We start from the raw sequence: 12,618 nt of genomic DNA, 5'->3' as shown, positions 1-12,618 counted from the left end.
CTATTTGCTTTAGATTTTGCGTTTTGAAGGCTTTTTGTGGACTAGCTCAAAGGAGTGGTGGATGAGTTCCCGAATCAGATCTGGTCCCAGACTACCGTCCATAATCACCGTATTCCAGTGTTTTTTGTTCATGTGGTAACCAGGAATAATGGCCGGATACCTTTCTCTTAGCTCTTCTGCCCTATCTGGGTTACATTTTAGATTCAATCTTAAATCTACATCATCAAATGCCATTAGCAAAAATATTTTGCCTGAAGTTTTATAAACAAAGGTTTCCGGTCCAAAAGGGAAACATTCATCTATTTCAGGATCAAGGGATAGTGCAAAATCGCGGACATCATCTAAATACATGCGTACTTTTGTTCAAAAATACCTGATTTTCACTAAAAATTTAACGTGAAAAAAAATTTGTCAATTAAATATTTGTTGTAATATTGCACCGGAAACAGGCTTTAAGTTAAAACAACCAGTTCATTTCTTTGCTTGTTTTTTTCAAAAAAGATCACAAACTTATCCTTATTTATTTAATACATAGTACGACAGCGCCACTATTTTTATGCGCGCTCAAGTGAACCTCACATTTCAATTTATACATATTTTATGTACGACATTTTGCAATTAAATGATATGTTGGTTCCGCAATTACTCAAAATAGCGGAACAACTTAAAGTAAAAGTACCTGCCTCGAAAAAGAATGACAAACAAGATCTCATTTACAAAATACTGGACAAACAGGCAGTAGATGAGAGCGAAGACAAAAAAACAGGGGAAAAGAAAAAACCCGGCAGAAAAAGAACGATTAAGGCGACCACCGGTAACACGACCGAAGATGCGGAAGTGATGAGTGATGAACCCGAACAGGAAACTACGCCACGTAAAAGAGCCCGCAAAACCATCAAAAAAGCGCCGGTTGCGAAAGCTGAAAAAAGAGAAGATGGCGATAGTCAGGAAAAGGTTGGCGTTAAGTTAGAAGCTAAGAAAGAAGCCAAAAATCCTGTAGGCAGACCTCCGGCCACCAAAAAGACCGAAGAGCCTGCACCTGTAACACCCGCTTCAAAGCCTAAAACAATCACAGCAGCCACACAAACTAAAGAAAAAAAGACAGCAACACCTGACAGTGATCTGTTAAGTGATGCGGAAATCCCCAAAATCTCAGATGCATTTCTGGCCTTATTATCCAATGACGAAGGCGATATCTCTGTAGAAGAGCTTGAAAAACTCGATGAATCTGATTTGATACCTCCTGCCATAAACGACCGTCGTCCTAAATTTCAGAAAAAAGAGCCCGTTTTTAATATCGAATTTGACGGTATTATATTAAGTGAAGGTGTCCTGGAAATGATGCCTGATGGCTACGGCTTTTTGCGTTCTTCTGATTATAACTATTTATCTTCACCAGATGATGTGTATGTATCTCCTTCCCAGATTAAGTTATTTGGGCTAAAAACAGGAGATACGGTGTACGGTTCCGTTCGGCCTCCAAAAGAAGGCGAAAAATATTTTGCCCTCTTAAAAGTTGAGACAATTAATGGCAAGAGCCCCGATGAGGTGCGTGACAGAGTTCCTTTTGACTATCTGACACCGCTTTTCCCTTTTGAAAAGCTGAATCTGTACCAGAACTCAATGAATTATAGCACGCGCATTATGGACTTGTTTACCCCAATCGGTAAAGGTCAGCGTGGACTGATTGTGTCGCCACCAAAAGTTGGTAAAACCGTACTGTTGAAAGAAGTGGCCAATGCCATTGCAGCCAATCATCCTGAGTGCTACCTGATGGTTGTACTTATCGATGAGCGTCCGGAAGAGGTAACTGATATGGAACGTAGTGTAAAAGCTGAGGTAATCGCTTCTACTTTTGACGAACCAGCAGAAAAGCACGTGAAGGTTTCTGCCATGGCACTACAGAAAGCCAAAAGACTAGTTGAATGCGGTCATGATGTGGTCATATTGCTGGATAGTATTACGCGTCTGGCCAGAGCCCATAATACGGTGGCGCCTGCCTCCGGCAAAGTTCTTTCCGGTGGTGTGGAAAGCAACGCGATGCAAAAGCCCAAACAGTTTTTTGGCGCAGCGCGTAAAATTGAACACGGTGGTTCCCTGACGATCCTGGCAACAGCCCTGGTAGATACCGGTAGCAAAATGGATGAAGTCATCTTTGAAGAATTTAAGGGAACTGGTAATATGGAATTATTACTTGACAGAAGACTGGCGAATCGCCGTATCTTCCCTGCTATTGATATTGTTGCCTCTTCAACCAGAAGAGATGACCTGCTGATCAGCAAGGAAGCGCTGACTCGTATAAATGTGCTGCGTGTTTACCTGAGTGACATGAAGACAGAAGAAGCCATGAATGATCTGTTAAAACAGATGCGTGGTACAAAAAGCAATGAAGAATTCCTGGCTTCAATGAATGGCTAAAAGCGACATCAATTAATTATTGACAATAGAAATCCCCGCTCCGGTTAACCGGAGCGGGGATTTTGCTGTTTGAGGGAATGAGGAGAATACGACCTAATTGTTTTGTATAATGCAGAACAAGTAAGTAGGAATTTTACTAATTAAAGCGGATTATTGGGAAGTTTTAGTATCCATCTCTGCTTTGATTTTCTCAACAAATGCTTCTGAAACATAAAGCGATCTGGCAATATCAGCTACAGTTATAGAGCCGAGACTGAGTAAGCTTTTAATGCCTTCAATTTTCTCTTTAAGAGCGATTGCTTTTTGTTTTGCTCGTTCTTCCTCACGTCCTTTTTTAATGCCATATTCTACTGATCCATTGCGAATAGCATTTTCGTTCCAGAGTTGAATCAATTCCTGGCTATAACTATCTCTTATTGTGGGTGTCATATTTGTTATTTCAGCAAGTTGAAAAATTTCATCGTCTTTTAAAAAATCAGGGATTTCCTGTAAATTTTCTAAATTACGGACGACATACAACCATTTGTCTAGGGGCGTTTTTACATCCGCTTCCTTAACAAATTTTCTACATCTTCGTAGATGTTGTCAAATATTGCATTTCTGTTATACTTGGTGGCTCCCTGGTATTCTTTGTCCAAAAGCTTTACGCTTCCAATCGGGTATTCATCCATTATATCTTTTAAAAATCTGGCTACAATATGTTCTTTTCCTTTACCAAAAATTACTGACTTTATTCCTGTATCCGTTCTGGGATTGATAAACCTTCTCTTTTTTATAAAGTCATCGTATAGCTTTTGGGTAAATTCCTGTGGGATATCTGAATCTCATGTGGGGGTGGAGTCAGGTTTTAACCTGTTCTCTTTTTTCAGTTCTTTTTCCTTTTGTGGATCTGCCATTTGCTTTTAAAAATTAAGGATGAATAATGTTTTGGCAAATTATGGACTTATAAAAGAAAAAACTTGACATCCAGCGTTTTTTTAGATTCGGAAATATATGAAAGCCTGCGTAATGGGGTACTTCTCCCTAACGGGTTAGTCGTTAAGGCGGCAAACAAGCGAAGCATAAAAAAGCCCCACGATGCAAAATGTATCGTGAGGCTATAAATTTAGCGGTTCTAAACCAATGAACACTATTGTTTTTTACTGAAAAACACTGTCTTCAATCGCTGAATTGATCTCCAATTTTGTGATGGTCAATTTGGATTCATGACCCATATTTTCCGTGATATAATCATATGGGATTTTTAAACCCTGGACCGCTCTATAGTCACTAAACTGTGCGCTGTTTTGCGGTGACTCTGATTTTATTTTTAAGTGACTTTCTATGTCATAGTAATTGGTCGTTACCTGTCCATCTGGATCCGAAACAACGACGCGATAGGCTTTTTTGCCATTGATGTCCCTGATGTCCTTAGCCTGCACTTCATAGCCGGCATCGCTATATTTAAGCTCTGGGAACATGCCCATTGAATTTTTAATATTTTCCAGCATTTTTCCTTCCAATGGTTGTGTTTTGCCTTGTTGTGTCATGGTACCTTTATCACCATTCAGTACGATTTTCATCACCTCCATATTCATATCCGGGAGGTTGACAACTTCAGAAAGTTTATCAGGCGCTTTGTAATAAATGTCCACCTTAAGTTTGGTGCCATTGGTTAATCCTTCCAGCGTTTTGTGATAGGATTTGACCGATGCCATTTTTGATTTACCGCCGACGGCATTTATGTAATTATTGATAATACTTTGTGCAGTAACACCGGAAGGTATTGCCTCTGCGGTGCTGGCTGCATTGGGCCATACATTATTGGTCGTATCTACATCTGGGTATTGTCTATTGGGATCGAGTGTTACCTTTTTAATTTTAGAGGTTGTTTTGGCATGGAAGGTCCACTGACCACCACGCTGCCAAATTTCAACAGGAAGTTTCATTTGAATGGGCTGGCCATTTTCCTGTTGGATGTCCAGCTGCACAGGCAGTGGCATTTGTCCGACATTCTCTAAGGTAATTAGTGCGCCTTTGGTCGGGTCATCATCCGTATAGTTTACGGATTTGACGGCCTGATCAATGGCCCAGTTGTTATAGAACCATCCTTTCCAGAACCAGCCCAGGTCTTCACCGGCGGTGTTTTCCATGCTATGGAAAAAATCAGCAGGAGTTGGATGTTTATAGGCCCAATCTTTAATGTATTGTTTGAAGGCTACGTCAAAACGTTCTGGTCCTAATATTACATCTCTTAAAATCAGCAGACCGACGGCAGGTTTATAATACCCTTCATTACCCAGATTGGCTGGCTGAAGTACATCAGGCAAGGTCATTGGAACTTCAGCGCCTTGTTTAAAGAAACTTCTGGCGATTCTGTATTTGTCTGGTTCATTATTATAGGCTCCATTATTGAAAATACGGGAGCAATAAAAATTAGTAAAGGTATTGATGCCTTCATCCATCCAGGCGTATTTGCGTTCATTGGAACCTACCAGCATGGGGAACCAGTTGTGGCCAAATTCATGCAAGGTTACAAACCAAAGACCAGGGCCGGTAGAGCGGGCGCTACAAAACACAATTCCTGGATATTCCATTCCGCCTACGGTGCCTGCAACGTTGGTGGCTACAGGATATGGAAAATCGTGCCAATAAGAGTTGAGCTCAATAGCTCTTTTGGTATAATAAGTGGAGCTGTCCCAGCCATTGGTGGTAGCAGATTCTTCCGGATAAACGGATTGTGCAAGGATCTGATTGCCACTCTGCATTTTGATGCGGGCTGCATCCCATATAAAGGCTTTGGAGGCCGCCCAGGCTACGTCCCTGGTATTCAGGCAACTAAACTTCCAGGTTAGCTCTTTTTTATTCAGATGATCTTTGCCGGATTTTACGTCTTCCAGGGAGTGAATCATCACAGTGGCATCACTGTTTTGTGCTTTATCCAACTGAGTGATCTGCTTTTTAGTAAGAACGTCCTTAGGGTTGTCCAGAGTGCCAGAACCAACAATGACCATATTTGAGGGCGCTGTAATGCTATAATGAATGTCTCCGTATTCTAAATAAAATTCTCCGGCTCCTAAATAAGGTAAAGTATTCCAGCCTTCTACATCATCATAGACACACATCCTGGGATACCACTGTGCGATTTCATAAATCCAGCCGTTTTTGGTATGCATGCGTCCCATTCTGTCTGTCCCTCTTTCTGGGATGGAAAAGCCATAATCAATCTGAATGGTCGCTTTACCCCCTTTAGCAGACAGTTCTTTTGGAAGTAGTATCTGTAACCTGGTATCACTGACCCTATATTTGGGCTGATAAGATTTTCCGTCCATTTTTAGGGTGATACTCGTGATCTCATCGCCCTTTGTATAAACCGGCGTTGCCCAGCGACCACCAGTGATATCTGTTGTCGCGGTGGCTCTGGAATCCTCCCTATAGATATTTTGATCAACATAAAGCCAGAGATAAGGGAGTTGATCCGGACTATTATTGGTGTAATTGATCTCAACGGAACCTTTAAGGGTTTTAGCGGTGGTATCCAATTTTACCTGAATGTTGTAATCTGCCCGGTTTTGCCAGTAGGCGGGGCCAGGTGTGCCGTCTGCACTGCGGTACATATTGCCTGACTGCGTGTAAAAGTCTGGGGCAAATGCTTCATGTTGATTATACTTACTGTCTGCTTTCTGGGCAAAGAGCCCTTGCATTAATAGTAAGGATAACGCACATAGATAGAACTTTTTCATCAAAATTAATTTTAAGGTTTACGGGGGGCATATTTTAGCAAAAAACGGGCAATAGAAAATTCCATAAGAAGGAAGCTTCCATTAACCTGATTTCGGCAGAAATAGCGGACTCAAGTAATTAATAGTTATTATCTGTCAATCATTACCGGCACAATTTACGGCGTTGTTAACAATAGTTCGCTTTTATGGCTTAGAAATTTTCTGGATGAACCCAGATGTTTTGGAATATTGCCCTAATTTTGGCGCAATTATGCAATATAGTTTTCAATATGATAAGCCAAAAGTGCTTCAAGGTCTGCGGGTTCATTTTGTTTCCCGTCCGGAAGTAAAGATTATGGCCTATGCGGTAAATATATTCGCCATTGTGGCTGCGGTGCTTTTCTATATGAATAAGATCCGACCACAGGCCTTTTTGCTTTGTTCGCTGCTCTGGTTTATGCTGATGCTGATTTTTTGGTTTATAATGCCCAGGATGGTCTATAAAAGAGCAGCTAAGACATTTGAAGATCAATATATTGCAACATTCAACGCCGTCGGTGTCGGATTAGAAAATGAAAGAGGATCCATGAGTTGGGATTGGGCGAAGTTTAGCAATTATTTTGAATCTGGTCAGTTTTTCCACCTATATTTTGGCCCCCGGTCTTTCTTTTATTCCCGAAAACCCCAATGAGTGCCGACTTTATTATCCAGCTAAGGTCCTTGCTTTCAGATCATATACGCAAGGGACGTACGTAAAAGGATTTGTTTTGGTTTTGGCGGTTTATAAAGATAGGCGGGGTTACATGAGTCGTTCCAGTCTTTTTTCCATAAGTCGATGAGGCAGAGATATTTCTGTAAAGGGCGCGCCAAATATTTGAAAACCCAGTTTTTGGTAAAATCCAACGGCAGAATTTCGGGCATGCAGCATCATCCTTGTATAGCCAAAATCAAGGGCAATATTCTCTGCAAAACCAACCAAGGCGCGGCCTACGCCCTTGCCTTGCAGGCCACTGTGAACGGCCATCTGTCTAAGCCGGACGGTTTGCTTATCCATTTTCTTAAGCATACAGCAGCCCATAATCTTATCGTTTTCGAAGCAACCGATCAAAATATCGGTCTCATCCTCGACGGTATCCCTTTTAGAGAGTTCCATGCCTAAAGGTTTCCTTAGGATCTGATGCCGTAATTGCAGCATTTGCATATAGGGCTCACTGCCAAAATCTATTATTTGTATTGCCATCGTGCGTGCTTAAAGGTATCTAAATCAGTTGATATCATTAAAATTATATAATTTTCTCAAAACAAAAATAAAACTTTCAACAAAAAAGGTTTATTTTGTACTGACAATCAATGGAGAAAGCTTTGTTTTGATGTTTTATTTAAGGCATTAATCAAAACAAAACTGAGATATTGCATTGCCAATTGATTAAAAATTATATTTTTGTGCCCGTAACTAAAAATTTTTTACAATGTCAGAAATCGCAACAAGAGTAAGGAAAATTATTGTTGACAAATTAGGTGTTGAAGAAGCTGAAGTGACTTCTGAAGCCTCTTTCACTAACGACTTAGGCGCCGATTCACTGGATACGGTTGAGCTGATCATGGAATTTGAAAAAGAATTCAACATTTCTATTCCTGATGAACAAGCTGAAACCATTACAACCGTGGGTCAAGCTGTTTCCTACTTGGAAGAACACGCCAAATAGTTTTTAGAAGAAAATATTCTTACGATATTTCAACATTTAAGTCCGTCTCCCGATAATTCAAATTACCGCGGGGCGGGCTTATCTTAAGTTTACAACCAGCGTACCGAGTTTTTTAAGCATGTCTGCTAGTGGCTGGAATGTAAACGCTTCTTTGGCAAACGTGCCTGCATGGTCATTCTTTTAACGGTTCTGATGGCCTGACTTTGTCAAAAACTGTAAAAACACCACATTTAATCCGAAAGGGGCGTGTCCTTACTCAAATGTGAGGAGGCTGTTGTGATATTTAAAACAGTGAAATACACCTTCTTTTGCTGGAATGGATGGTTGTTAGTAATTTTGGCAATCATTCCTCTTAAAAGGAAGATAGGTCTTTAGTTCATAATACAATATTTTAATGGGAATAACCGGGCAGACTGCGCTGGGATTCTTATTGATTCGTGCAAAAGCCGGTTAATAATTTCACAGGGCCGGCAACATCACGTTAAACTGGAAGTATGTAACTTTACACAATAATTATGCAAACAAAACGTGTCGTAGTAACGGGAATCGGATGCCTTACTCCTCTGGGCAATAATCTTCAGGATTATTGGCAGAACTTGATCGACGGTGTATCTGGTGCCGATATGATCACCTTATTTGATGCTTCAAAGTTCCGTACACGTTTTGCGTGTGAAGTAAAGGGATTTGATCCGACGGATTATATGGATCGCAAGGATGCCCGCAAGATTGATCGTTTTACACAACTGGCCATTGCGGCAAGTGTGCAGGCGATGGAGGATGCAGGGCTCAATAAGGAAAATGTGGATCCGGACCGTTCGGGCGTCGTGCTGGGTAGCGGCATTGGCGGACTCATTACCTTCCAAAATGAAGTCATTGATTTTGCCAAAGGGGATGGAACCCCCAGGTTCAATCCCTTTTTTATCCCTAAAATGATTTTGGATATTGCGCCGGGACAGGTTTCCATGCGCCATAACCTGCGCGGACCGAACTTCTCTACAGTAAGTGCCTGTGCCAGTAGCACGCATGCCATAATCACCTCTTTGGATCTTTTGCGGCTGGGCAAGGCCGATATTATGTTAACAGGTGGCAGCGAAGCGGTCATCAGTGAAGCAGGTATTGGTGGATTTAATGCCATGAAGGCCATGAGTGAAAGAAATGATGACCCTAAAACGGCCAGTCGTCCTTACGATAAGGACAGAGATGGTTTTGTAATGGGTGAGGCAGGTGCCATCATTATCCTGGAAACCTTAGATCATGCACTGGCCAGGGGGGCTAAAATCTATTGCGAGGTAGCCGGTGGCGGCGCCACCGCAGATGCGCACCACATCACGGCACCGCATCCCGAAGGACTGGGTGCACAAAATGTGATGCTGGACGCCCTGAAAGACGCAGATATGAAATTAGAGGAGATTGATTATATCAATACCCATGGCACTTCTACACCTTTAGGGGATATCGCGGAAGTGAAAGCCATTGTCAATGTATTCGGGGAGCATGCCTATAAGCTTAATATCAGCGCAACCAAGTCCATGACGGGTCACTGTCTGGGTGCTGCAGGTGCGATTGAAGCGGTTGCGTCAATTATGGCAGTTGTTCATGACCTTGTTCCTCCGACGATCAATCACTTTACAGATGATGAGAATCTGGATCCTAAGCTGAATTTTACGTTTAATAAGGCGCAAAAGCGTTTGGTGAATGCTGCCTTGAGTAATACATTTGGGTTTGGCGGCCACAATGCAGCAGTCATTGTGAAAAAGTATATCCCTTAATCATTTTGCAGAAATCGGTTCAAAATATTGTCGGGAAGCTTCAAAGAAGGCCCAGTATAAAGAAGCAGATCTCACTCATTTTGGGTATTAAACCCCGGCATGTGGCTTTGTATGAGCGTGCCCTGAGTCACCGTTCTATTTCTGAGGATGTGGCTGAGAATAATGAACGGCTTGAATATCTGGGCGATGCTGTTTTGGGAACTATCATTGCAGATTATCTATTTAAAAAATATCCATATAAAGATGAGGGGTTTTTGACGGAGATGCGTTCAAAAATGGTCAATCGCCATCAGTTAAATGATATAGCGATAAAAATGGGTCTGAAAAATCTGACTCGTTTTAATACGGCAGATAATGCACTGCGCAACAGTCAGATCTTTGGCAATACCTTAGAGGCTTTAGTCGGGGCAATCTATCTGGATAAGGGATATGAGAAAACCAGGCAATGGATTATGACGCAAATCCTAACGCCTTATTTATCAGTGGATGAGCTGGAGCAAGTCGAAATCAATCTGAAAAATAAACTAATTGGCTGGGCGGGTCGTAATAACAAAGATATCCAGTTTGAGACTGTTGGCGAATCTGCAGAGGGCAAAAGAAGGGTTTTTACGGTGGCCATTTTGCTGGATGGAGAAAAAATCGCAGAAGGCAGGGGTTTTAATAAAAAAGATGCCGGACAAGAGGCCGTACTGGAAGCCGCTAAAACCATCCCACTATAATCAATATTAAGTATAATAAGGTTTTTAAGGGAAGTCGCTTAGGCTTTTCCCTTGAATCTTAACCAAAATTAACAGCAACCTGCTGATTAATAATTACCTTCGTTTTCCGTTAAGTCTACTGACTGTCATAACAGAAAGTGTTGGACATGTGCAGTAGTGAGTAGCGGATGAATAACATTTCAAAATCTTAAACCGGAATTACACACATAGCATGTACCTGAATAATCGAAATTTCAAAGGGAGCCTTTTGGTGGTGGCAGCGGCATCTTTGCTGAGTCTGCAATACGGCTGTAAGGGCAGGGGCGGGGATAAAAAAGGGAGCGATTCGGCCGCTTTGGTTATCAATAACAATACCACGGACTCGGCATTAAATGCCCATCTGGATTCCCAAACTATCAAATCTGAAACGGTTATCCCAGCCCCGGCGGATTCTGCGGTCACCACGCCTTCAGTGGGTACAGAACAGGTAAATGTGCCAAAATCAGCTCTTCCTCCAGCCGCTGATTTTGTGCAGGATACAACTAAAAAATATATATATCTGACCTTTGATGACGGACCTCAGCCAGGCACCATGAATGTTTATCATACATTAAAAAGGCTGGGCGTAAAAGGCACGTTTTTTATGGTTGGATTGCACGAGACTTTTAGCAAAAACCTCCGTAAAGAAGTAGATTCCATTAGAGACGGTTATCCAGATATATTGCTGGCCAATCATAGCTATACACATGCAAATGGACATTATATGTCGTTTTATCACCACCATGAAGCTTGCTTTGAGGATTTTATGAAAGCGCAGAAAAGCCTGGGGGTACAGCGCAAAAATATCCGGCTACCGGGTAACAGTGGCTGGGTCCTATCCACGGGTATTAAAGCGCATGATCTGGTAAGGCCGGTCTGTAAAATGCTGGACTCAGCCGGCTACTCAGTATTTGGCTGGGATCTGGAATGGTCCTTCAAAAGAGACCCCAAAGGCCCGGGATCGGTTCCTGTACAATCTGCTGACAGGATGATCCGTATGGTTGAAAATGCAGTTCAGGGGCATCATACACACAAAAGAAACGCCCTGGTGCTGTTAACCCATGACCGGATGTTCCATCATACTAATTACGCAGATTCATTGTATAAAGTGATTGATGTATTAAAAACCCGTCATCCTGAATATGTTTTTGAGACGGTTGAAAATTACCCAGGGGCTAAACGAAATTAATCATGGGGTGTCTAAGAGATTTGACAGTGAATATTTAGGACTTTGTTTATTGGAGGTCCTACTAAAAATTAAAATTTAACGTGTATCTTTATCGTTATAAAAATCGAATATTATGGCTTTATTTAAATCAAGTAATCCAACTGTAACCGAGAAAGTTTTTAAAAGTTCCCTGGGAACTGCTGACGCATCAGCTGGCACAATGACCATTGGAGGATCTATCGGTAAATTTGGATTTTTGCTGCTCATGGTGATGGGTGGTGCATTTTATACATGGAATCTGCTGGGCAAAGGCCAGACATCCTTATTGCATACCATGATGATGGTAGGGCTTTTTGGAGGGTTGATTACCGCAATGATTATTATTTTCAAACCTCAATTGGCAAAATATATCGCCCCTTTATATGCGTTACTGGAAGGCTTTGCCTTAGGAGGTATTTCCGTGGTTGTCCAGGCTGCCTTCGCTGAGAAATATCCAGGTATTGTATTACAGGCAGTAGGGCTTACTTTTGCCGTAGCGCTTGGTATGCTGGCTTTATATGGTTTTAGGGTAATCAGAGCCACACAAAAGTTCAGATCCATTATTTTCTCCGCTACCTTGGGTATTATGCTTTTTTACCTGATTACCTGGGTTTTAAGTTTGTTCCATGTAAATGTGGCCTTTATGTATGACAGCAGTCTGCTGGGTATTGGCGTCTCCATCTTTATTGTAGCCATCGCAGCACTTAATCTGATCCTGGATTTCGATATGATCGAAAGAGGAGCAGAAATGGGCGCGCCCAAATATATGGAATGGTATGGTGCTTTTGGCCTGATGATTACGATGGTATGGCTTTATCTGGAAATCTTAAAATTATTGAGCCGGTTTGCCGGAAGAAAATAATAGTGTATGTAGTAGGCGCCTAGCCTAACGTATCTTATCTCATTGCCCCGGCCCACAATATCTACCAGGTATTATGGGCTGGTTTTTTTGTACTTATTGGGGCAGAAATAGGATTAAATTATCCACTGCAAATCAATGCTTTGGAAATTATTTTGTAGATTGCATCTGCTTAAGGGCATTGTATGTCCATTTTTTAAACAGCAATTTTAATCTAAATC

Annotated in this window: 11 protein-coding genes; 7 read left to right on the top strand and 4 right to left on the bottom strand. The window is 41.7% G+C overall.

The window, feature by feature from the left end:
* Positions 1–9: 9 nt before the first annotated feature.
* Entirely contained in the window at positions 10–351 is a 342-nt protein-coding gene (locus FSB73_RS08565) for an MmcQ/YjbR family DNA-binding protein (protein ID WP_146781086.1), read from the bottom strand.
* A 249-nt stretch (positions 352–600) separates the two neighbouring features.
* On the opposite strand from FSB73_RS08565, the gene rho reads away from it, so the two are divergent.
* Positions 601–2,418: a transcription termination factor Rho gene (rho, locus tag FSB73_RS08560; RefSeq protein ID WP_146781085.1), complete on the top strand. Its 1,818-nt coding sequence runs from the start codon at positions 601–603 to the stop codon at positions 2,416–2,418.
* A gap of 150 nt (positions 2,419–2,568) precedes the next feature.
* Here rho and FSB73_RS08555 read toward each other — a convergent pair whose 3' ends face one another.
* The gene (locus FSB73_RS08555; RefSeq protein WP_146781084.1) at positions 2,569–2,937 is read right to left on the bottom strand and encodes a hypothetical protein; all 369 of its coding nucleotides are present in this window, start codon (positions 2,935–2,937) and stop codon (positions 2,569–2,571) included.
* A gap of 620 nt (positions 2,938–3,557) precedes the next feature.
* The gene (locus FSB73_RS08550) at positions 3,558–6,140 is read right to left on the bottom strand and encodes a M1 family metallopeptidase (protein WP_158639470.1); all 2,583 of its coding nucleotides are present in this window, start codon (positions 6,138–6,140) and stop codon (positions 3,558–3,560) included.
* A gap of 205 nt (positions 6,141–6,345) precedes the next feature.
* Between FSB73_RS08550 and FSB73_RS08545 the strand changes: the two genes are divergently transcribed.
* Entirely contained in the window at positions 6,346–6,810 is a 465-nt protein-coding gene (locus tag FSB73_RS08545) for a YcxB family protein (RefSeq protein ID WP_158639469.1), read from the top strand.
* 108 nt (positions 6,811–6,918) lie between these two features.
* Here the strand turns inward: FSB73_RS08545 and FSB73_RS08540 are convergent, their stop codons facing one another.
* Complete coding sequence (locus tag FSB73_RS08540) at positions 6,919–7,359, bottom strand: GNAT family N-acetyltransferase (RefSeq protein WP_146781082.1); 441 nt, start codon at positions 7,357–7,359, stop codon at positions 6,919–6,921.
* Positions 7,360–7,588: 229 nt separating this feature from the next.
* Here FSB73_RS08540 and FSB73_RS08535 point away from each other — a divergent pair, with 229 nt between their 5' ends.
* The 5 genes from FSB73_RS08535 to FSB73_RS08515 all read left to right on the top strand — a co-directional run bounded on the left by FSB73_RS08535 (position 7,589) and on the right by FSB73_RS08515 (position 12,400).
* Complete coding sequence (locus tag FSB73_RS08535) at positions 7,589–7,825, top strand: acyl carrier protein (protein WP_146781081.1); 237 nt, start codon at positions 7,589–7,591, stop codon at positions 7,823–7,825.
* Positions 7,826–8,340: 515 nt separating this feature from the next.
* Positions 8,341–9,594 carry a beta-ketoacyl-ACP synthase II gene (fabF, locus tag FSB73_RS08530; RefSeq protein WP_146781080.1) on the top strand — a complete coding sequence of 418 codons (1,254 nt, stop codon included), beginning with the start codon at positions 8,341–8,343 and terminating at the stop codon, positions 9,592–9,594.
* 5 nt (positions 9,595–9,599) lie between these two features.
* On the top strand, positions 9,600–10,313 hold the full coding sequence (gene rnc, locus FSB73_RS08525; protein ID WP_225974636.1) for a ribonuclease III: 714 nt from the start codon (positions 9,600–9,602) through the stop codon (positions 10,311–10,313).
* Positions 10,314–10,524: 211 nt separating this feature from the next.
* Complete coding sequence (locus tag FSB73_RS08520) at positions 10,525–11,520, top strand: polysaccharide deacetylase family protein (RefSeq protein ID WP_146781079.1); 996 nt, start codon at positions 10,525–10,527, stop codon at positions 11,518–11,520.
* Positions 11,521–11,632: 112 nt separating this feature from the next.
* Positions 11,633–12,400, top strand: a complete 768-nt coding sequence (locus FSB73_RS08515) for a Bax inhibitor-1/YccA family protein (RefSeq protein WP_146781078.1) — start codon at positions 11,633–11,635, stop codon at positions 12,398–12,400.
* Positions 12,401–12,618 lie beyond the last annotated feature (218 nt).

This window comes from Arachidicoccus ginsenosidivorans, assembly GCF_007971385.1.
Classification (GTDB): domain Bacteria; phylum Bacteroidota; class Bacteroidia; order Chitinophagales; family Chitinophagaceae; genus Arachidicoccus; species Arachidicoccus ginsenosidivorans.
The sequence above is the reverse complement of the archived record's forward strand: the minus strand, read 5'-3'. Positions and strand labels throughout refer to the sequence as shown.

Bases quoted from the DNA above. Each gene is read 5' to 3' on its own strand.
- FSB73_RS08565 (WP_146781086.1), bottom strand. From the start codon at position 351: ATGTATTTAGATGATGTCCGCGATTTTGCACTATCCCTTGATCCTGAA.
- rho (WP_146781085.1), top strand. From the start codon at position 601: ATGTACGACATTTTGCAATTAAATGATATGTTGGTTCCGCAATTACTC.
- FSB73_RS08550 (WP_158639470.1), bottom strand. From the start codon at position 6,140: ATGAAAAAGTTCTATCTATGTGCGTTATCCTTACTATTAATGCAAGGG.
- FSB73_RS08545 (WP_158639469.1), top strand. From the start codon at position 6,346: ATGAACCCAGATGTTTTGGAATATTGCCCTAATTTTGGCGCAATTATG.
- FSB73_RS08540 (WP_146781082.1), bottom strand. From the start codon at position 7,359: ATGGCAATACAAATAATAGATTTTGGCAGTGAGCCCTATATGCAAATG.
- FSB73_RS08535 (WP_146781081.1), top strand. From the start codon at position 7,589: ATGTCAGAAATCGCAACAAGAGTAAGGAAAATTATTGTTGACAAATTA.
- fabF (WP_146781080.1), top strand. From the start codon at position 8,341: ATGCAAACAAAACGTGTCGTAGTAACGGGAATCGGATGCCTTACTCCT.
- FSB73_RS08520 (WP_146781079.1), top strand. From the start codon at position 10,525: ATGTACCTGAATAATCGAAATTTCAAAGGGAGCCTTTTGGTGGTGGCA.
- FSB73_RS08515 (WP_146781078.1), top strand. From the start codon at position 11,633: ATGGCTTTATTTAAATCAAGTAATCCAACTGTAACCGAGAAAGTTTTT.